The organism is Planotetraspora thailandica (assembly GCF_016863335.1).
GTDB classification, from domain to species: Bacteria; Actinomycetota; Actinomycetes; order Streptosporangiales; family Streptosporangiaceae; genus Planotetraspora; species Planotetraspora thailandica.
Map to the genome: position 1 here is coordinate 1 of NZ_BOOR01000077.1, position 18,779 is coordinate 18,779.

18 protein-coding genes and 5 pseudogenes are annotated in these 18,779 nt (G+C 68.5%); 10 read left to right on the forward strand and 13 right to left on the reverse strand.

Annotated features, from left to right (window positions below; genetic code table 11):
- Nucleotides 1–107: 107 nt before the first annotated feature.
- Nucleotides 108–977, reverse strand: a complete 870-nt coding sequence (locus Pth03_RS36885; protein WP_203949136.1) for an alpha/beta fold hydrolase — start codon at nucleotides 975–977, stop codon at nucleotides 108–110.
- Nucleotides 978–1,232: 255 nt separating this feature from the next.
- Here Pth03_RS36885 and Pth03_RS36895 point away from each other — a divergent pair.
- A pseudogene (locus Pth03_RS36895) lies at nucleotides 1,233–1,433 on the forward strand (IS256 family transposase); the annotation flags it as partial.
- A gap of 19 nt (nucleotides 1,434–1,452) precedes the next feature.
- Here the strand turns inward: Pth03_RS36895 and Pth03_RS36900 are convergent.
- Nucleotides 1,453–1,774, reverse strand: a pseudogene (locus tag Pth03_RS36900) (transposase); the annotation flags it as partial.
- A gap of 103 nt (nucleotides 1,775–1,877) precedes the next feature.
- Nucleotides 1,878–2,816: an RNA polymerase sigma factor SigJ gene (sigJ, locus tag Pth03_RS36905; RefSeq protein ID WP_203949137.1), complete on the reverse strand. Its 939-nt coding sequence runs from the start codon at nucleotides 2,814–2,816 to the stop codon at nucleotides 1,878–1,880.
- A gap of 170 nt (nucleotides 2,817–2,986) precedes the next feature.
- Between sigJ and Pth03_RS36910 the strand changes: the two genes are divergently transcribed.
- The 4 genes from Pth03_RS36910 to Pth03_RS36925 all read left to right on the forward strand — a co-directional run bounded on the left by Pth03_RS36910 (nucleotide 2,987) and on the right by Pth03_RS36925 (nucleotide 6,928).
- Nucleotides 2,987–3,604: an LUD domain-containing protein gene (locus Pth03_RS36910; protein ID WP_239119657.1), complete on the forward strand. Its 618-nt coding sequence runs from the start codon at nucleotides 2,987–2,989 to the stop codon at nucleotides 3,602–3,604.
- A 703-nt stretch (nucleotides 3,605–4,307) separates the two neighbouring features.
- On the forward strand, nucleotides 4,308–4,766 hold the full coding sequence (locus Pth03_RS36915) for an alkaline phosphatase PhoX (RefSeq protein ID WP_373318665.1): 459 nt from the start codon (nucleotides 4,308–4,310) through the stop codon (nucleotides 4,764–4,766).
- A gap of 475 nt (nucleotides 4,767–5,241) precedes the next feature.
- Nucleotides 5,242–6,297, forward strand: a complete 1,056-nt coding sequence (locus tag Pth03_RS36920) for a lytic transglycosylase domain-containing protein (RefSeq protein WP_239119658.1) — start codon at nucleotides 5,242–5,244, stop codon at nucleotides 6,295–6,297.
- 169 nt (nucleotides 6,298–6,466) lie between these two features.
- Entirely contained in the window at nucleotides 6,467–6,928 is a 462-nt protein-coding gene (locus Pth03_RS36925; RefSeq protein ID WP_203949141.1) for a pyridoxamine 5'-phosphate oxidase family protein, read from the forward strand.
- A 319-nt stretch (nucleotides 6,929–7,247) separates the two neighbouring features.
- Here the strand turns inward: Pth03_RS36925 and Pth03_RS42680 are convergent, their stop codons facing one another.
- From Pth03_RS42680 to Pth03_RS36935, 3 genes and pseudogenes are all read right to left on the reverse strand, one after another.
- The gene (locus Pth03_RS42680; RefSeq protein ID WP_373318666.1) at nucleotides 7,248–7,991 is read right to left on the reverse strand and encodes a phosphotransferase; all 744 of its coding nucleotides are present in this window, start codon (nucleotides 7,989–7,991) and stop codon (nucleotides 7,248–7,250) included.
- Nucleotides 7,986–8,435: pseudogene (locus tag Pth03_RS42685) on the reverse strand (Tn3 family transposase); the annotation flags it as partial. The pseudogene Pth03_RS42685 and the gene Pth03_RS42680, both read right to left, overlap by 6 nt.
- 129 nt (nucleotides 8,436–8,564) lie before the next feature.
- Nucleotides 8,565–9,578: a methyltransferase gene (locus Pth03_RS36935; protein WP_203949143.1), complete on the reverse strand. Its 1,014-nt coding sequence runs from the start codon at nucleotides 9,576–9,578 to the stop codon at nucleotides 8,565–8,567.
- A 199-nt stretch (nucleotides 9,579–9,777) separates the two neighbouring features.
- Here Pth03_RS36935 and Pth03_RS42690 point away from each other — a divergent pair.
- From Pth03_RS42690 to Pth03_RS36950, 3 genes and pseudogenes are all read left to right on the forward strand, one after another.
- Nucleotides 9,778–9,939, forward strand: a pseudogene (locus Pth03_RS42690) (hypothetical protein); the annotation flags it as partial.
- A 14-nt stretch (nucleotides 9,940–9,953) separates the two neighbouring features.
- Entirely contained in the window at nucleotides 9,954–10,676 is a 723-nt protein-coding gene (locus tag Pth03_RS42695; protein ID WP_373318667.1) for a helix-turn-helix transcriptional regulator, read from the forward strand.
- A gap of 178 nt (nucleotides 10,677–10,854) precedes the next feature.
- Nucleotides 10,855–11,088 (forward strand): hypothetical protein, encoded by a 234-nt coding sequence (locus Pth03_RS36950; protein WP_203949145.1) that lies wholly within the window; start codon nucleotides 10,855–10,857, stop codon nucleotides 11,086–11,088.
- 347 nt (nucleotides 11,089–11,435) lie between these two features.
- Here the strand turns inward: Pth03_RS36950 and Pth03_RS36955 are convergent, their stop codons facing one another.
- The gene (locus Pth03_RS36955) at nucleotides 11,436–12,005 is read right to left on the reverse strand and encodes a TetR/AcrR family transcriptional regulator (RefSeq protein ID WP_203949146.1); all 570 of its coding nucleotides are present in this window, start codon (nucleotides 12,003–12,005) and stop codon (nucleotides 11,436–11,438) included.
- A 130-nt stretch (nucleotides 12,006–12,135) separates the two neighbouring features.
- Here Pth03_RS36955 and Pth03_RS36960 point away from each other — a divergent pair, with 130 nt between their 5' ends.
- Nucleotides 12,136–12,999, forward strand: coding sequence for an NAD-dependent epimerase/dehydratase family protein (locus Pth03_RS36960; RefSeq protein WP_203949147.1), 864 nt, complete (start codon nucleotides 12,136–12,138; stop codon nucleotides 12,997–12,999).
- Between the two features lie 201 nt (nucleotides 13,000–13,200).
- On the opposite strand, the pseudogene Pth03_RS36965 reads toward Pth03_RS36960, so the two are convergent.
- The 3 genes and pseudogenes from Pth03_RS36965 to Pth03_RS36975 all read right to left on the reverse strand — a co-directional run.
- Nucleotides 13,201–14,070: pseudogene (locus tag Pth03_RS36965) on the reverse strand (IS5 family transposase); the annotation flags it as partial.
- A 70-nt stretch (nucleotides 14,071–14,140) separates the two neighbouring features.
- Entirely contained in the window at nucleotides 14,141–14,560 is a 420-nt protein-coding gene (locus Pth03_RS36970) for a hypothetical protein (protein ID WP_203949148.1), read from the reverse strand.
- 2 nt (nucleotides 14,561–14,562) lie between these two features.
- Nucleotides 14,563–15,357: a DUF6192 family protein gene (locus Pth03_RS36975; protein ID WP_203949149.1), complete on the reverse strand. Its 795-nt coding sequence runs from the start codon at nucleotides 15,355–15,357 to the stop codon at nucleotides 14,563–14,565.
- A gap of 12 nt (nucleotides 15,358–15,369) precedes the next feature.
- On the opposite strand from Pth03_RS36975, the gene Pth03_RS36980 reads away from it, so the two are divergent.
- Nucleotides 15,370–16,095, forward strand: coding sequence for a zinc-binding dehydrogenase (locus tag Pth03_RS36980; RefSeq protein ID WP_239119659.1), 726 nt, complete (start codon nucleotides 15,370–15,372; stop codon nucleotides 16,093–16,095).
- Here Pth03_RS36980 and Pth03_RS36985 read toward each other — a convergent pair.
- The 3 genes from Pth03_RS36985 to Pth03_RS36995 form a co-directional block, all read right to left on the reverse strand.
- Nucleotides 16,067–16,348 carry a hypothetical protein gene (locus Pth03_RS36985; protein ID WP_203949151.1) on the reverse strand — a complete coding sequence of 94 codons (282 nt, stop codon included), beginning with the start codon at nucleotides 16,346–16,348 and terminating at the stop codon, nucleotides 16,067–16,069. The genes Pth03_RS36980 and Pth03_RS36985 overlap by 29 nt on opposite strands.
- Before the next feature lie 475 nt (nucleotides 16,349–16,823).
- Nucleotides 16,824–17,909 (reverse strand): Gfo/Idh/MocA family protein, encoded by a 1,086-nt coding sequence (locus Pth03_RS36990; protein WP_203949152.1) that lies wholly within the window; start codon nucleotides 17,907–17,909, stop codon nucleotides 16,824–16,826.
- The gene (locus tag Pth03_RS36995) at nucleotides 17,906–18,769 is read right to left on the reverse strand and encodes a sugar phosphate isomerase/epimerase family protein (protein ID WP_203949153.1); all 864 of its coding nucleotides are present in this window, start codon (nucleotides 18,767–18,769) and stop codon (nucleotides 17,906–17,908) included. Before Pth03_RS36995 ends, Pth03_RS36990 begins: the two co-directional genes overlap by 4 nt.
- Nucleotides 18,770–18,779 lie beyond the last annotated feature (10 nt).

Consider the following 18,779-nt stretch of genomic DNA (forward strand, 5'->3'; position numbering starts at 1 on the left):
TGGATGAAGATCTTTTGGGCTGCTTCCGGTTGGTCGTGGCCGTCGGTGGCCATGTCCGAGCGCTGGAGAGTCAGACGAACACCGCGGGGCGAGGAGAAGGACGACCGTCAGTTGGCATCGACGAGAACCTCGCGCAGCTTACGCGCGAAGGCTTCAGGCTGCCCGGCGTAGCCGAACTCGCCACCGACGAAGCCGCCATGATGGCTCGGGAAAACCGTCAGCTGCTGACCGAGCAGCTTGGCCGTCGCCACGGAGGCGCGTCCGGTGAAGGTGTCCAGGGACTCTTCGCCCACTGCGATCAAAACCCGCGTCCGCGCCGCGGTAAGCGCGTCGACGTCGGGCCGGTAGCTGCTGACCGCCCAAGACCGGTCGGAGAGAAGCGGGTCGTCACGGGAGCCGTCATCCACGGTCGGCATCCCGAACGCGGCAGGATCCGGCGCGGGCTGGGCGAAGTAGTCTTCGGTGAATTCGCCCCGCCACGACGTCATCATGATGAAGGCCGCCATACCCGCGCCCCAGCCCTTGCCCTCGTATGCATCCCGGACGCCGGCACGGGCGCGCTCGGCAGCCTGGGCGTCGGGGAGCACCGGAATAAGCGGCGGCTCGTGCGCCACCAGGATGGTCACGTCATCGGGGTACGCCGCCACGAGGGCGAGCGCGGTCACCGCGCCGCCGCTGCTCGCGAACAGCTCGACCGGGCCCGTACCGAGCGCCTCGATGACGGCGTGCACGTCGGCTGCCTGGATCCCGGGCACATGGTCGAACCGGCCGTCCTTGCGGGTGCTGCGGCCGAGGCCGCGCGGGTCGTAGGTGACCACAGTGCGGTCAGAGAAGTGCGACGCCAACGTGCCGAAGCCGCTGGCGTCCATGGGCTGGCCGATCATGACCAGTGGTGGGTGTCCATCGGCGGTCGGCAGCGAGCCGTGGATGTCGTAGACGAGGTCGGCCTCGGGAGTCTCGAGCATCTGCGTAGTCATGACCTGTAGACCCCTTCCGCGTCGAAAACTCATCGGATGCTACGCGACTTCTGTGGGTGGTGGTCGTCGGGCATTCGACGAGTTTGCCGTTGGTGAAAATGCACCGGCGCGGACCAGGGCGACCAGGTGGGGTGCGTTGACCGCACGCCAGCGGGCCTGGGCGGGTTCGATCAGCTTGAAGGCCATGGCCAGCCCGGCCGCGCGTGACCACGACTCGGCCGACTCCCGGTACCGTCGGCCAGCGCGATGAGCTCCTTACGTTCGTCGGCGGGGCTGTCGGCCCCGGTGATCACGGAGTTGACCGAGCAGTGGAAGGCCGAGCAGCGCGCCTTCGCTGATCGGGACCCGTCGAACGTGTACTACGTCTACCTGTGGGGCGACGGCGTGCATGTCAACGTCCGCCTGGAGGAGCACCGGCTGTGTCTGCTGGTGATGATCGGGGTCCGCGCGGATGGTCCCAACGCCGGCACGAAGTCCCAGAGGACAGGCCGTGCAGGCAGAGCAGCGGCAGCACCTCGGTGATCTTCGGTGTCCTGCGCGCCCAGGGCGGCACGATGGCCGAGGAGAACCGCTTGCGCTCGCCGGTGACCGGGTCGGTGCGCTTGTCGTTGACACGGGGGGCCGCAGACCTCAATCGCGCCGGCGGCGGTGAGCACCTGCCGGGGCTGGTGGTAGCCGTTGCGTACGACCAGACGACGCCCATCCTCGTCGCGCTCGCTGGCGAACTGCGCGATGTAGGCGTCGACCTCGGCTTTGAGCGCCTCGGCGAGCATGCGGCGAGCGCCTTCCCGGACGACATGAGCTGTAGGCCGTATGCAGACACGTCGCCGCAGGTCGCCGTGCAGCAGGTTGGGGCACGTCGCGCCGACCCGAGCGCCGCTCCTGGTATGAAGACGCACCTCAGCTCGTCGTCCAGCGACAGAGTTTCTCGGGGTTGCGTACTACCCAGATGTGCTTGATCCGGTCGCCCGCGACCTCGAACGCGAACACCGTCACGGTGACGCCGTCTTGCTGAGCCACCAGACCGGGCTGACCGTTGACCGTACGCTCCAGGAACGTCATATTGCCGGGCCTCCGGTCGGCGATCTCGACCCAGGCGCGCGCGATCTGCTCGCCGCCTTCGATGGGGCGCAGGAAGGTGGTGGCGAGGCCGCCGCCGTCGGCGATCGCCGTGGCGTCGGGGTCGAGCAGGCCGATCAGGGCGTCGATGTCCTTGGCCTCCCATGCCTGCTTGAAGTCCCTGACGATGCCGGCCTGCTGGGCTGTCGGACTCGCGGGGCCCTGCGATTCGCGAAGGCGGCGTCGGGCCGAGGAGGCCAGCTGGCGGCATGCCGCCGGAGTCCGGCCGACGATCTCGGCCACTTCGGCAAAGGAGTGGCAGAAGACATCATGCAGGATGAACGCGACGCGTTCGGCCGGGGTCATCGATTCGAGCACGACCAGGAAGGCCATGCTGACCGACTCATCCAGGGTGACCCGGTCAGCCGGGTCGACGGTCGCACCGCCCGGCCGCCCGCTGATCCACTCCGTACACTCGGGCAGCGGCTCGGGGATCCACTCGCCCACATACCGCTCCCGCCTCGCGCGCGCCGAGCCGAGCACGTCCAGGCAGATGCGGCTGGCGACCCTCGTCAGCCAGGCGCCGGGGGACTCAATGGCGTCCTGCTGCTGCCGGGACGTGGCGTACCAGCGGGCGTAGGTCTCCTGTACGACATCCTCGGCCTCGGCCAGGGAGCCCAGGAGCCGGTAGGCGAGATTGATCAGCTGGCGCCGCTCGCTCATGATCGCACTCAGGCCGGGATCGGGCCGGCCGTGTCCTGGTTCGGATTGGGTGGTCATGGTGTCGACGGCTCCCTTGGTCGCATCTGCCCTCACCTGTTCGACGAGATAGCGCGCCGAACCGTGAGGTTGGCGCGTCGCCTGACATTCCGGGGGGCTGTGTCGTCGTACTGCCGAGACGAACACATCATCCAGCGAACAGGAAGCTCAGAGACATCATGACTACCTCAATGCCGGCATCACCGTTCGCCGACCCGGCACCCGCGCAGCGCCTGGAGCGGGCGGCCGCTGCGCTGACGGAACACGGTTTCACTGTGGAAATCCTCGACGACGCCGCCGCCGCGCGTACCCGCATCAAAGAGCTGATACCGGAGGGCGCCAGCGTGTTCACTGGGGCTAGCGAGACCCTCCGCCTGTCCGGCATCGAGGAGGACATCAACACCAGCGGGCGCTACGACGCCGTCAAGCCACGCGGCCTGGCCATGGACCGCGCCACCCAACTGCGCGAGATCTGGCTGCTGATGTCTACCCCCGACGTCATCGTGGGCAGTGTTGCTGCGGTCACCGAAACCGGCTCCCTTGTGGTGGCCTCGGCCAGCGGAAGCCAGCTGCCCGGCTACGCCGGCGCCGCCGCCCACGCGATCTGGATCGTCGGGGCGCAGAAGGTGGTGTCCGACCTGCCCACCGCGCTGCGCCGCATCGAAGACCACTGCCTCCCGCTGGAAAACGACCGCGCCATGAAGGTCTACGGCGAGCCCAGTGCCCTCAACCGCCTTCTCATCCTCAACGCAGAACCCCACCCCGGGCGCGGCACCGTCCTGCTGCTCCGCGAAACCGTCGGATTCTGAACCACCGGCATTCCTCGTTGGGGGACCCAATACATCGGCACCGCGCTCCTTAACGCCATCGCGCCACCACCCACGACCTGGCTGGCCACCTGCACGGACGGCCGACACCTCAGCTGGTCCAGCTCGCGGCGGGCCACAGCTACACCACGGTGTTCTGATGGTGCGCCGGCATCTTCGCAGCCGGCGCCGTCATCTGCGGCGCGCTGCTGCGCGGCGGCCCGCTGACCCGGCCCGCAGACATCCCCGCCCGAGAGCCGTCGCCGCACGCCACGGCGGGCGTGTGACCCGTCGCTGAACCCCGGAGAGTGCCCGGCGCTACACCGGCGCCGGGCACTCTGGTCCCGCGGCCAGGTCTCATCGTGCCGGCCATAGCAGGACGCCAACGAACCCCTCAGCGTCTGGCCGGCAACCCTCGCCGGGCGCATCCGCCTGGACCCGCTCGACCGATGACGCCCCCGGTCAGCACGGACAGTGGCGTCACCGGTAGCACCGCCGCGCCCCCGGCCTGCGAAACCAGGCCAGCGGCTTAACGGCGGCAGCGCCCGCGACGCCCCCGAATTCGGCGACTCGTTGCAGGCCGCCTCCGTGGTGATCATGTGCGAGCCGCAGGTCAAGCCAAGCATGGAGACCCAGGCTGTGGCGCGCGCTCATCGCATGGGCCAGGTGCGCAAGGTGCAGGTCCACAGGCTTCTCACGGTGAACACTGTCGACCAGCGCATGCTCGACATCCTGCGCTCCAAAACGGCACTCTTCGACGTCGACGAGCGGCGGACCCACGGGACAGGGCCAGGTCTTCGAGTACGACCCTCAGACGGAGCGGATGCGGGTGTTGTTCGCCTCCCCGGACGCCTCCGTACTCAACAATCCGGACAACATCTGCGTGAGCCCCCGGGGCGGCATCGTCCTCTGTGAGGACGGGAGTGAGGGTGAGTACCTGCACGGCCTGACCACCGACGGGGAGATCTTCCCGTTCGCGGCCAACAAGGCCGTGATCCCGGCCGGTGGTGTTCCTGGTAAGTCTGTCGCTCCTGGCGACTACACCGGATCGGAGTGGTGCGGGTCGACCTTCGAACCGAAGAACGGTGACTGGCTGTTTGCCAACCTGCAGAGCCCCGGTATCACCTTCGCCATCACCGGGCCCTGGCGTAAGGGCTCCCTGTAGCGGAAACACCACCCACGCCACTTCGACCGTGGTGGCGGATCCGCCGACGTCGAGCGTTTGAGAAGACCACGTGAGAATCGGCCCCATGATCAACCCCTTGATCATGGGGCCGAACTGGTGGGGGCTGGCTCTGGATGCGGGCCGCGATCCCCGCACCGCGCCTACTTGTTAACTGGCGGCACGACCGCAGCCTGGCCAGGCTTGGTCGAGGTGACCGGCGGGGTAGCTCTCACATGCGGCTGCCCACCGGGTTTGGTGTGGCTCACTCATGGCATGCACCCCGCCGGACACTTCATGGCGCGAGCAGCGGACGAGCGGGTTTGCCCTTCGCGTCCCCCTACTCTCTCCCGCAGTCGGCGCTCACCGTTCAGGTTGGCGCCTCTGCGCCGCTGATCTCAAACAGTGTCACGTCCATCTGTCAAGAATGCCCACGCCTTCCCTGACCGGGCGAGGCCAGGCAGGTAGGTTGCCCCGGATGGAGATCAGACGCACACCCGACCTCTATCCCGGGTCCGCGCCCCGAGGTACGGCGCCGCGACCCGTTTTCCTGCTGCCGACCACGCACAACGGCCCTGCGCCCGCAACGCGCAGGGCGAGGGCGATGATCGCCCGGGCCGCGGCCATGGTCACGGCCGTGACCCTCGGTGGTTGTGCAGGTCCGGGGGCAACCGACGGAGCACTGCCCCCCGCCCCCGGGCGGGCCGCCATGTCCACACCCGCCCCCACCGACCGGTCCCCCACCGCCAGACTCCTCGCCGCCGACGTCCCCATTCCCAAGGACGCCGCCCGCATCGCCGACGCCATCAAGACCACCACGCGCGCCCTGCGGAACGCCGTCGACGCCTGGACGAGGGACGGCGACACGGGTGCCCAGCCTCCAAAGCCCGCGGTCCTGCTCGCGCTGCACCAGCAGCGGATCTACCGCTACCTCGCCCGCCACCCCGACCTCGCCCGCCGGGTGTACGACGGGCTGCCCGCCGCGCTCGCCAAGGAGGCCGAGGAGAACGTGACGGCCATCGCGGACCTGTTCTCGCTCACTCGCCCGATCAGCGGGTCGGTGAAGTTCCGCGTCCAGCCCGCCGAGCCGGCGAAGGTGCTCCTCGGCTACTTCCAGCAGGCCGAGCGCCGGTTCGGCGTCGAGTGGGAGGTGCTCGCCGCGGTGATGCTGGTGGAGTCCGTGTTCGGCCGGGTGCGGTCCGACAGCTACGCCGGGGCGCAGGGCCCGATGCAGTTCATGCCCGCCACGTGGAAGGCGTACGGCCTGGGCGGAGATGTCCGCGACCCGCGCGACGCGGTGTTCGGTGCTGCCAACTACCTGCGCGCCTCGGGCGCGCCCCGCGACTACCAGCGTGCCCTGCATGCCTACAATCCCACCCAGCCGTACGTGAACGCGGTGTTGCTGTACGCCCGCCAGATCAAGCGCGACCCGCGAAACTACTACGCCTATTACAACTGGCAGGTCTTCGTGCAGACCACGAAAGGCGACCGCCGCCTGACCGGCCCCGACCCTTGGCGGCGTCGTCGACCGTAGGAGACCAGTCCGACCGCGCCGAATGCCTGCTCTCGGAATTAGGACGGTTCGGGGTGGGGTAGGCCGCGGTGATGGGGATCGGCCCCGATGAAGAGAGTTCGTCGACGGGGGCCTGCGGCGACGTCGGCTCGGCACGTCGGGCGCACCCACGGCGAAACAGGGGGACACGATGGGAATCATTACGCAGGACATGCGGAGCATTGTCGACAGCGCGAAGCTCGCGTTCGTGGCGACGGTCTGCGAGGACGGCTCTCCAAACCTGTCTCCGAAAGGGTCGTTGCTCGTCCACGACGACGATCATCTGGTGTTCATGAACATGGCCTCCCCCACGACGGTGGCGAACCTGCGGCGGGATCCTCGTCTGGAGGTGAATGTGATCGACTTTCTCCTCCGGCGTGGGTACCGCTTCAAGGGAACCGCCGAGCTCCGTGGCGAGGGTGACCCCGTGTACGCATGGTCCCGACAATGGGTGATGAACACGCACGGCCCCGCCTATCCGTGTCACGAGGCGGTGCTGATCCAGGTGGAACAGGCGCTGCCGGTGCACTCGCCCGCCTACACCTTCGGGCGCTGGAGCGAAGCCGACCTGAAGCGTGCCTGGGCCGACACCTACGGCTTGACACATGACTAGCGTGCCCGCGACGGTCACCGCTGCATACGTCGACGACCTCGGCCCGGCGACCCGGATCCGTGTCGGGACACTGCCCATGCCCACCGTCGGCAGCGGAGAAGAACTTCCATGGGACGTACCCGTTCAACCGGCCGGAACTGGCGGGCCGGTTGCGGGACCTGCGCGACCCTACCGCCGACGACGACCCGGAGCTGTGACGATCAGCGCGCCGTGGGCTGGATACCGGGCTGGGCTCTGGGACTCCTCGTGGGCCTTGGCCTTGGCCGGCCATCACCGGAAAAGCTCGATTTGGAGGCAGGGTGCGCCGCCGGGGTAGGTGTCAGGCGAGCAGGTGAAGGACCCGCCGGGCCTGCCGTTCCAGGGTTCCTGCGGGATTGCGGGCGGCGAACGGCCCGTCCGGGCCGAGCATGAGGAACCAGCCCAGCGCGAGCAGTCGGCGGAAGTCCCGTACGCGTTCGCGCTCCTGCCTGGTCAGCTCCATGGCGGCCAGCAGTTGCTCTGCGTCGAGGGTGCCGTCGACGCCTGAGATGTGCTCGCAGACTTCGGCGAGCTCGAAGGCGCGGTCGCTGCGGCCGGAGTCTTCCCAGTCGATGATGCGCACCTGGTGATCGTGGTCGTCCCACAGGTAGTTGGCATGATTGCCGTCGGACAGGCCGAGAACCGGCGGCAGTGGATCAGCGGTGAGCTTGTCGGGAGCGGTCGTGGCCAGCCACACCGCTCCCGCTCGGTATGCCTGGTGCGCGGCGGGCGTGTCGCCGAGGTTGGGCTGCTTGTCGGCCCAGGTGCGGGCCTTGGCTACGGCTGCGGCGGGTCCCCACGCGGCGGGTTCGACCGCCTCGACCACCGGCGTGGGGATCGCTTGGTGCAGCCGGGTCAGGGCGGCGGCCATCGCAGTGGCCTGTTCGGCGGTGACGTGCTGGCCGCGCAGGACGCGGCCGGGTAGTCGGGGTGCCGGTAAGAAACGTGTCATGAGCCCCAAACGAGCGGCACTGCCCAGGTCACCATCACGACCCGTCGGGGTCGAACCCTGCCCGGGCCCTGATGTGATCTTGTACGGAAAGATGGTCTTCTGCGCATGGCCGGCCTCCAGCATGGCCTGGTAGGTCGGGTGGGAGGCGGATTCGGTGAAGCGGCGCAGGATCGCCTCGGTGGAGGCGGTGCCCTGTTTGATCGCGGTCGCGTACTTGATCACCCAGAAGCGGCGCCGCACGTAGCGGATGTCGTCCTCGCTGTGGGCGTGGCCACCGGAGGCCACGGCCCGGATCCCGGTGTTGGTGCCGTACCCGTAGATGGTGAGCATGAGTCGCTCGGCCAGAACCTCGGGCTTGAGGTTGGATCCGCCCACCACGGAGGTGACGGCGTTCAGGCTGCCGGTGCGCAGCACCGCCTCCTTCAGCATGTCGATCAGCGGGACTGATCCCCAGCGGCGGCCCACCTCGTTCTTGATCTTGCGCAGGTTCCGTAGCTCGTCTGCAGCCTCGATCTTCGTCAGCTTGATCGCGCCGGACCGGCACCCCCATTCGGTAGCATTCACCCGCTGGGTGCCTCTTCTCTGCGACGGTTTTGATCTCGACAATCCAGATCATCGCAGGTAGGAGGCACCTTTCTGCTGTCAGGGCAGTTGAAGGAAGAAAGGTCACGCGTGGCGGAATTCGAGCAGATTCCTCCAGGTTCCGAGGTATTTCTTCCCTGCCAGGACCAGCCCGGCTCGCTCGGCCAGTTCGGTGATGTTTCCCTGTGTACGCTCGCGTCCCCCCAGGAACGTCCACATACTGAGGTCCATGGTCGTGTTGAGCGGCTGACCCGGCTCACCGTCGAGCATGGTCTCGACGACGACCAAGGCCCCGTCGAGAGGCATCGACTTGGCGCAGTTCTGCAGGAGGGTGACGACTTTATCGTCCGGCCAGTTGTGCAGGATGTCGGACAGGAGAAAGAGGTCGGCTCCCTCGGGAACCGATGCGAAGAAATCGCCCCGCACGGCTTCGGCCCGTTCGCCCAATCCGGATGCGGTCAGGCGCGCGGCGGCCGCTTCCACGGTCTCGGCTCGTTCGAGGACAGTCCCCCGCAGGTGAGGATGGGCCTCCAGGACGGACACCAGGAGGTGGCCGTCCCCTCCTCCGAGGTCGACGAGACGACGAAAACGCGACCAGTCAAACCCATGGACCAGCTCAGCCACCTCGCCGCGGATCCGCTGTTCCATCGATGCGTCGAACGACGCGCGCAGAGCCGGGTTCTCCGCGAGATCCGTGTAGAAGTCGCGCCCGTACATCCGAGTGTATCCGGCTTGGTCGGCGGTGACCGTGTGGAGCAGTTCGACTGCGGCGAGCTGGGCGCGCCCGACCGTGTTGTTCAGGTCGAGGGCGAAACGCATGGGGTGCGGGTCGTCAGCCCGCAGTTGGCGTCCCCACTCGGTCACCGCGTAGCGGCCGGATTCCTTGTCGTGATCGAAGGCGCCGAGGGTGACCAAGTGGTCGAGGAGCCGACTCAGCGACAAGGCGTCCACCCCGGCCCGAAGTGCGAGTTCGGCAGCCGTCGCACCTTCCTCCGCCACGAGGTCGGCGAGACCCAGCGTGGCCGCGACCCGGAGGGCCATGGGCGCGAAAAGGTCCGCCGACTCGACCACGGACTTCCGCTGTCCGTCCTGTGCCATGTGAAGCTCCTTGCATCGTGAAGTTCTCGGGAGACAGGAAGCACGCAGTGCGGCTGCCGCGGCGTCGTCATTCTCTTTCCGGCCCGGCCTCCGGCCCCTGCAGTGTCATAACGACAACCGTAGGAACGGCGCATTGGACTTGGAATGCTTCTAAGTCCAGTATTGCTGCGTGAGCGTCCAGTAGACCGACCCCCTCGAGGATGTCCTGACCCTCCTCGGCACGACCAGCCGCCTGTCTGTCGGGCTGGTGGCCGGCGGGCAATGGGCGCTGTCGTTCGACCCGCCGCTGGGGGTCAAGTTCAACGCGGTGCGCCGCGGCCACTGCGTGCTCACCGTCGACGGCGTGCCGGAGCCGATCGACCTGGCCGAGGGCGACTGCTTCCTGCTCACCCAGCCGCGCGCCTTCACCCTGGCCAGCGGGCCGGGGGTACGACCGCTGCCGGCCGGCCCGGTTTTCGAGGCGGCCACGGACGGTACGGCACGAGCGGGGACCGGCGACGACGTGATCTTCATCGGCGGCAGGTTCGACTTCGGCGAGCGGGCCCAGAGCTGCTGCTCGACGTGCTGCCGCCGGTGATCCGCGTGCCCGGCCACACCGCCGAGGCGGCGACCGTGCGCTGGGCACTCGAGCAGATCGACGCCGAAATGCGCGAACGGCCGCTCGCCTCGACCCTGGTCGCCGAGCATCTCGCCCTCGTCATGCTGATCCACCTCCTGCGCCTGCACCTGGTCGTAGCCCGGCCGGGCGAGACGTCCGGCTGGCTGGCCGGGCTCACCGACCCGATCGTGGCCTCGGCATTGCGGGCCATCCACGCCCGGCCGGCCCACGCCTGGACGGTGTCCCAGCTGGGCACGGTCGCGGAGGTTTCCCGCTCGACACTTGCCGCCCGGTTCAAGCAGGTCGTTGGGCAGAGCCCGCTGGAATACCTGACCGGCTGGCGGATCGAACTGGCCGCCGCCCACTTGCGCCGCGGCGACGATACGGTGGCGGCGATCGCCCGCCAGGTCGGCTACGGCTCGGAGAGCGCGCTGAGCGACGCGTTCAAGCGGATCACCGGCGCGTCACCGCGCGAGTACCGCCGTACGAGCACCTTGTGACCTCTCGATGTTGGTCACCCCGCGGACACCACCGACCTCAGCTCATGGGCGTCGCCTGACACGCTCCGCCAATGGCGGGAGACCAGCCGCCGACGCACGCACGAGCGAGGGGAGCACTGAGGATGGCCCTGCCCTATCCCTGCTGAATCTCCCGACCGGTCGGGCCCCGGCCGACGCCTTGAGCCACGAGCTCGTCCACCGCCGCGGCGTATTCGGCGCTCGATCGCCGCAGCTCGCGCCACTGGCGTTGCGTGACCTGGACCAGGCGGTCGCCGTTGCCGAACACGCCGTCCGTTGCCTCGGCGGCGTCGACTCGGCGCGGTCGACGGCGACCTTAGACGATCTGAGGGACAAACTCGCCGCGCATCGAGACGTGCCGATAGTCCGGGATTTCCTCGACCTCACCGCGTGAGGACGACGGGTGGAAACCTCATCAGTCAGAAATTCCACCGGCACCCGGCGGACGGTAGCGATTCGCCATCCGGGCCCACCGGGCTTCCAGAGAAACCTGACGCCGCATCCCAGAGCTGTGCTAAGCGGCCATGATCAATCTCAGCGCCAACCACGGTTCGATTGATCCCCGGGGTCGTATGAGTACCGTGCACTGCTCGCGACGTGAGTGCTCTGGTTGCCGTGCAGCCGCTGTTCACCCGGACCAGAGGAAGGGCGCAACCGTCCACACGGTGCAGGCCCTCGGCGAGGCTCACACTGTCGCGGGACACGCGGAGTCGTGGACGGGCAGGCCGTTCTTGCCTGGCGTCACTCGCCCGGGGCGCGCCGCAGGCCGTCGATGAGGACGCGCAGGTAGAGGTCGGCGGGGGTGCCATAGGCGATGCGGGCCGCGTATCCAACCCCGCACACCAGGAGGCGCAGGTCGGCGGCCTCGACGTCGTCCCGCACTCTTCCGGCCCTCCGGGCCCGGCTGAGCAGGCCGTCGGTGATTTGGTCCAGCTCGGCCTTCATTGCTGCGGTGTCGGGATGCTCATCCGCGGTCGTAGCGAGAACTTCCCGTACCCCGGCATGCTCGATCTCCAATCGGACCTGTGCGCGCAGGACCCGTTCCACAGCCTCCCACGGGTCGGGCTCGTCGATGGAGGCGCGGGCGAGGTCCAGGAGCTCCCGGAACGGTTCGGCGGCCATCGCCTCTAGCAGGGACCGGCTGGTCGGGAAGTGCCGGTAGACGGTACCCACACCGACGCCCGCCCTGCGGGCGAGATCGTTGTACTGCACCGGCAGGCCGGCGCTTTCTAGCAGGTGTCGGGCCTCGGCCAACAGCTTGACCCTGATGCGCAAGGAGTCTGCCCGGCGCGGGGGCTCATTCGTCGCCACCCCTGCACCCTACCGCGATCGGATCGACAATCCGAAAGGATAAACAATCCGTTCAGTGGTAAGGTGGTGTGCAGAGCCGGAGGGAACCTTGTCCCGCCGCATGAGCTGAAGCGATATTTGGGGTGTCCCTGTGCGCGTCTTTGTTACTGGTGGTACTGGGTATGTTGGCGGTGCTATCGCCTCACATCTGGTCCGTGGAGGGCACTCGGTAACGGGGTTGGCCCGCTCTCACGAGGCCAGCCAGCAGCTCGTTGAGCTCGGAGTGGAGCCTCGGCAGGGCAGTCTGGATGATCTGGATGTTCTTCGGACCGCAGTGCAGCAGGCAGATGTGGTAATTCATGCCGCTGTCGACTACTTCGATCCTGCATTCGAGGCTCGGGAAGGCGCTGCCCTGGAGGCGTTGCTTGCGGGACCCGGACGGTTGATCTACACCAGTAGTACTCTGGTTCTTGCAGACACCGGCTCGAATCCCGTGTCGGAGGAGGCCAGCGCTTCGCAGGCGACCCTGCAGCCTTTCAAAGTCGCTGGTGAGCGGCGCGTGCTGGAGGCTGGCGGCACAGTAATACGGCTGGGACTTGTCTACGGCCGCAACGGCTCGGTACTGCTCACGACTCTCTTGTCAACGGCAAGGGCGCAGGGGGTCTCGGCGTATGTCGGCAACGGGGAGGCCCGTTGGTCAACGGTTCATGTAGACGACGTTGCCGAGCTGTTCGCGCGGGTCGTGGACTCGGGGGATGCAGCCGGGCTGCTGGTGCATGCAGTGGAGTCGGATGCCGTCACCGTGCGGGAGATCACCGAGGCGATCGCACGCAATGCAGGAGTTCCTGCTGTCGCTCTCACCCAGGAGCAAGCCGCTGCGGCGCTCGGGCCCATGGCGGAGCGGCTCACAACAAACCTCTGGGTGGTTCCGGAAAGGGCCCGTGATCATTTGGACTGGCACCCCATGGGCAAAGGCATTCTGCATGACCTGGAGCACGGCTCATACCGTAGCTGACGTGGCTCGGGCGGCCAGATGGCGCCGGAGCGGGCGTGCCCACGATCATGCATGATCCGGGCCAGGCTCCTCGGCAAGGCCATCCGCATGGCACTCATGGGGGTTCGTGCACTTCGGGCAGGGCAGCCCTGTGGGGCTGCCCTGCCGCCGCCGGCGGCGGGCGTGGCCCGGAGCGGCGGGTCATGGGGCCGCGTGTGGTCACGCGGTGGCGGCCTGCTCGGGCCGAGGTGGTGTGGGGCTGCTCTGTCTCTGTGAAGTGGCCTGGTTGGCTCGATGTCGGGTGAGGCGTCTGGTCATGAGGGTGATGGTGGCCCAGGTGATGAGGGTTTCGGAGTGTTGGATGAGGCGTTCGTAGTCGCGTGCGTGACGGCGGGCGCGCATGATCCATCCCCAGGTGCGTTCGACGACCCAGCGGCGTGGCAGCACGACGAAGCCGGAGGCGTCCTTGGGTCGGCTGACCGGCTTGATCGTCAGCTTGAGGTGCTGCTTGGCCCAGTCGACGAGCTTGCCGGCGTAGGCGGAGTCGGCCCACACGATCGTGATCTCCGGGTGCATGAGACGCAGGCGGAAGAGGACTTCCTTCGCGGCTGCGGCGTCGTGCAAGTCAGCGGGTGTGACCATGACCATGAGGGGCAGGCCGCGGGTGTCGACGACCAGGTGGCGCTTGCGGCCGTTGATTTTCTTGCCCGCGTCGTAGCCGCGGGTGGCCCTGGAGACGGTCTCTGCGCCCTTCACGCTCTGGGAGTCGATCACGGTGGCCACCGCTATGGGCCCCTTGCCCATGTCGCGGCGGATCCGCCCCGAGAGATGGTCACGGATCTGGCCGACGATCCCGGACGCCGCCCAGCGGGCCATGAACCCCCAGATGCGCCAAGGCGGAAAATCCGCAGGCAGGGCCCGCCATTTGCAGCCGGTGTCCACGACGTAGCGGATGGCATCGACGATCTCGCGCCGGGGGTGTTTCTCCGGCCGGCCACCGCGGCGGGTCTCGCAGGCCGGGGTCGGCAGTAGCGGTTCGATCAGGGCCCATTCGGCATTGGTGGTGTCGGAAGGATAGCGGCGGTGGCGCATGGCGGTTTCGCTCCCTCCGGGCAGTTAGGCAGGCTGCCCGACCAGATGCCGGGCGGCCCTGTCGTGGTGGTCAGGAAGAGACGACGAGGTCGAGGGTGGATTCGATGGAGTTGAGCTGGGCGGTGATGTGCTTGACCCACTTGTCGCCTGGGTGGGCGGCGGCGTTCGGGGCGACAGTGCCGGTGAGGAAACGGCGGAACTCGGTGAGTTTCTCGGTGAGCACGGCCCGCTCGTATGCCTGAAGAGCGGCCGGTTCGGCGCCGAGCTGGTAGCCGTCGGCCCTGGTCCATATCAGCGGTGGCCAGCCGTTCTTGGCAATGATGTCGCGCAGGCAGGCCAGACCCGCCCGCACCTGGCTGGGGGATAGGTCGCTGGCGCGTACCAGCTGAGGGAACAGCAGTCCCGCGGGTCTGGCTTCGAACAGTACGAACCGGAGGGTGTCGGCATGCCGCTGGGCGGCCTGGCCCCGGCGCCGCGAGGCGCGGGGCACGGCTACTCGCCCCGCAGCATGCGGGCCAGCTCGCTGTCCATGTCGACCTTGCCCATGTCGACCGCGATCTCGATCCAGTCGAGCGTCGCCCGTACCTTCGCGACGTTCTCGTGCACGATCGTGCGCTCGTCCTCGCCGAGGGTGCGGTCGCGCAGGCCGGGAACGGCCCGGCCTGCCGCGGCGACGAACGAGTGGCAGGCGGTGACCAGGTCCAGGAACTCCACTGTCCGGTCGATGCGACGGACCGCCGGGGCGACGGGGCTGCTGTCCTCAAAGTGCTCGCGGGCCTGCTGGCCCCGCTCCACCTGGGCATGGTTGACCTGGTGGCGTGCGGTGTCGTCGCTCATCGCCTTGAACGCGACATCGGGACGCCGCAGCAGACCAGTGACCGCCGCGACGGCCACCTTGTCGTCCCGGGTGAACTCCTCGACCACCCGGACCTTGTCCTCCGCCTTGACCTGGGCGGCGACCGCCGGCCGCCGCAGCAGATCACTGGTCACCACTGCGGCGACGTCCTCGTCGCGGGCCAGGGTGTGGATCGCGGTGATCTTCTCCTGGGGAGAGATGGGGTGCTCGACCTGGCGCCCGACCCGCCGGTTGGCGTCGTCGACCGTCCACCGGTCCCTGCCCTCGGGAGGCTGCTTGATCGCGGCGAACCGCTCTTCCTCGTCAGGAATGCTTCCCAGGACCCGGTGGACCGTGAACGAGACCCCCGCCTGACGATGGTCCTTCGGCCAGCGGGACGCTGTCCAGCGGGCGTTCTCCTGGTCCGCACGCAGGCGATCGCGGTCAACCACGTCGACACCTACGTGCGATCGGGCGCGTACCCGACACCACTCACGTTCCCGTTCGTCATCGGCCGCGACGCGGTCGGCACGGTGGCCGCCGTGGGAGCCGGCGTGTCCGGCTTCACGGAAGGCGACCCGGTCTGGTGCAACAGTCTCGGCCACGGCGGCCGCCAGGGACCTTCGGCGACCTATACGGCTGTCGCGGCCGAACGCCTCTACCACCTGCCGGACGGTGTCGACCCGGTGGCCGCTGCCGCGGTGCTCCACACCGGCGCAACCGCCCACCTCGGACTCTCCCGCGAAGCGCGGTTGCGCATCGGTGAGATCATCGTCGTCGGCGGAGCGGCCGGCGGGGTCGGGGGCGCGGTCCTGCAGATCGCCGCGAGTGCCGGGGCCAGGGTGATCGCCGTCGCGCGATCCGACCAAGCCTCGTGGTGCCGGGCCAACGGCGCCCAAGAGGTCCTCGACTATCAGGCCCCCGACCTGGCCGGACACCTTCGCCGGGCAGCGCCGGACGGCATCGACGTGTATTGGGACATGCCTGCTCATGGCCATGATCGTTCACCAATTGGGAGGGATCCCATCTGGCACCAGCCGCAATGCCGCCATCTGATGCCCACGCCGCTTGTCGGCGTGGTGCGCGCCGCCAACGGCGGGACCGGCCGAAGAGTCGCAGCCCGCCGGCGGGCGGGCGCGCGGTCCAACGGATTGACGTGTTTCAGCCTATTAAGAAGCCGACAAGCGTGAAGAACACGAGGTAGGAAGCGATAACCACGCCGACCATGGCAAGAACCTTGAGCGGCGTTCCGAACTGCTTTCGGGCTATGGAGAGGTTTGCGAGGACGCCCGCCGCACCGATGGCTCCGCCGAGCGCTCCGCCGAGCCCCAACAACGCAATCGGAAGCACCGACAGCACCAACTGCCACCACCTGAGCCCACGGAACTTTGCCCAACGATCCGTACTGCCAGGGTTTTGTCCAGCGCCCGGTACCTGCTGCATGGGGGGATCCTTCTCTCTGTGGGCAACAGCGTCAGGTTCCCGTGGACACACCCACTAGGCCCTGCGTCTGTCATCGATCGAGGACGTGAGGAACCATAAAGCCTTCGGAAGAACCTTAGGAAGCCGCCCGGCTGAACTCATCTGGGGAAGCGGTCTACTACTCGCGCCGTGATCTCCGTCTGGCCAACTCGGCTCTTTCTTCCGTGGCCTCTTGTCTCCGGGGGTTCCCTACCTCCTCCTCTTGCCCCGCCGGTTTCTCCGTCTGCGCCTTGCTTCTAATCCGGGCGCGGTTCAGTGCCCAACTCCAGTGACGTCTCGTCCTTCTCCGGCAAACGCCTAACAGCTGGCCGAGGTTCTCCGCGCAGCAACCGCTATCCCGAGAAGTAGAAGCGGTCGCGCATAGTCGGCTTGGCTGAACATGGACACTCATACAGCCAAGCGCCTAGTCTTGCCGCGCTCGCGTGTAACGAACCGGCTATGCGGCCTCTCCCCCGGCCTGCAGGCCATTCTGCGCGAGCAACCTGCTAACCGCCTGCTGAGCGGTCACGATGTCCTCCAGCGCCCCCGGCACTCCCGTGAGGGGAGGCACGCCGGAGGTCGCCATCGCGTAAAAGGCCTCGAGTTCGCGCTCGAACGACGGAGTCACGTCGCCGAAAGCCAGGCTCCCCTCGGCGCTCACGTCGGTGAGCCGGGTGGACGCGCCCAGCAGGTACGGCGTCGGGAAGACCATCTCGAACGTGCCGGTGGCGTGGTGCACGGCCACGGTCTCCCGATACGCGGGATAGTCCTCCAGATAGTGCCAGTGGACGGCGTAACGCCCGCCGGCCCGCAACCGCCCCGTCATCTCGACCGAGCTCCCGCCCACGCCCGCCCAGGTCGTCACATGGTCGACGTCGGCCGGTCCGCCCGCGAGCAGGCGCAGCAGGGACAGGTCGTGGCAGATGCTGTTGAGGATCGTCATGTAAAGGCCGCGCGCCTCGGTGGTGGCGTCCCCGATGGCGGCCCTGACCAGCTCGTCGTCCTGTGCCCGGAGCCTGTCGATCACCTCGGCCGGCACGTCGGCGGGCGGCTCGGAAAGGCGGGCGAAGGCGAGCTGCGACCCGTCGCTGGGGTGCAGGACGGTCACCTGGACGGCACGCACGTCGGCGGGCCGTCCGGTCACCCGCCGTACGGCGGGGTCGTACTGCTTCATGTATCCGACCATCAGCCTGGGCCGTCCTGGATCCTCCAGGGCCGCGATCTCTGCCGACTCGGCGCGGGTGTAGGCCAGGGGTTTCTCGCACAGTACGGCGTAGCCCCGGCGGAGCGCGTCCACGACCACGCGCCCGTGCGAGCCCGAGGTCAGCACCAGTACGGCGTCGAAGCCGCCCGCGTCCAGCATCTCGGTCACGTCGGTGTATCGCCGGGCCACGCCGTACCGGTCGGCCATCCGCGCGGTCAGCGAGGCCGACAGGTCGCAGAGAGCCGTCACCTCGAACAGGTCGCCCCGCCGTTCCAGCAGCGGCAGGTGCACCGTCTGCGCGATGACGCCGAGCCCGGCCACCGCCACCTTGAGCCTCACAGCCCCACGCCCCTGAGGAACTCCCGGTTGGCCCGCTGGTCGACGAGGATCGCGCCGAGATCCTGCCCGGTGGCGGGCGCGTCCTGCTCGATCACGATCCAGCCCTGGTAACCGACCTCCCGAAGGGCGTCCGCGAACCCGGACAGATCCACCTCGCCCCGTCCCAGTGCGGGGAAGCAGCCGTCCGCCACCGCCGCGGTCAGGTCGCCGCCCCGGGCGAGCACCGCAGAGTCGGCGTCCTTGACGTGGACCTGGGTGACGCGGCTCGACCAGGCCTTGAGCGCGGCGACCGGGTCGCCGCCCGCGAGCCAGAGGTGGCCGGTGTCGAGGCAGATCCCGACATCCGTGAGCTCGAGGAGCCTCTCGACGTCCGCCGGCGTCTCGACGTCGGTGCCGAGGTGGTAGTGGAAGGCCGGTTCGAGACCGGCCTCGCGGCACACGTCGGCGGCGGCCTGCACGCGGGCGGCGAACTCCGGCCACGCCTCGGCGGCGATCCCGGGGACCGCGCCGCCGGGACGGGCGAACCTGGCGGTGTTGCTCGGGCAGGCCAGCGTCGGCCGGGGGGCGAAACGGGGATCGTCCACGGGCACGCTCGCGAATACCTCGAGCGCCGCCCGCAGGCCGGCGAGGTCGGCGTCGAACCCCGCGGCGTCGCCGTACCTCAGGTCGACCCAGCCACCCGCGAGCCCGAGCCCCGCCTTCGCGAGGTCGCCCGCGCCCAGGTAGCCGATCGGGCCGGAGTCGACCCCGTCGTATCCGGCCTCGGCCATGCCTGCGAGCAGTTCGCCCGGGCCGATCAGGTCGGTGTCGTGCCGGTAGATCCCGAAGTTGACGGGGGCGCTCGCCACCCGCGTGGTCATGACTGACAAG

Bases quoted from the DNA above. Each gene is read 5' to 3' on its own strand.
- Pth03_RS36885 (WP_203949136.1), bottom strand. From the start codon at position 977: ATGACTACGCAGATGCTCGAGACTCCCGAGGCCGACCTCGTCTACGAC.
- Pth03_RS36910 (WP_239119657.1), top strand. From the start codon at position 2,987: ATGCCGGCATCACCGTTCGCCGACCCGGCACCCGCGCAGCGCCTGGAG.
- Pth03_RS36995 (WP_203949153.1), bottom strand. From the start codon at position 18,769: ATGACCACGCGGGTGGCGAGCGCCCCCGTCAACTTCGGGATCTACCGG.
- Pth03_RS36925 (WP_203949141.1), top strand. From the start codon at position 6,467: ATGGGAATCATTACGCAGGACATGCGGAGCATTGTCGACAGCGCGAAG.
- Pth03_RS36920 (WP_239119658.1), top strand. From the start codon at position 5,242: ATGGAGATCAGACGCACACCCGACCTCTATCCCGGGTCCGCGCCCCGA.
- Pth03_RS36985 (WP_203949151.1), bottom strand. From the start codon at position 16,348: ATGCAGCAGGTACCGGGCGCTGGACAAAACCCTGGCAGTACGGATCGT.
- sigJ (WP_203949137.1), bottom strand. From the start codon at position 2,816: ATGACCACCCAATCCGAACCAGGACACGGCCGGCCCGATCCCGGCCTG.
- Pth03_RS36935 (WP_203949143.1), bottom strand. From the start codon at position 9,578: ATGGCACAGGACGGACAGCGGAAGTCCGTGGTCGAGTCGGCGGACCTT.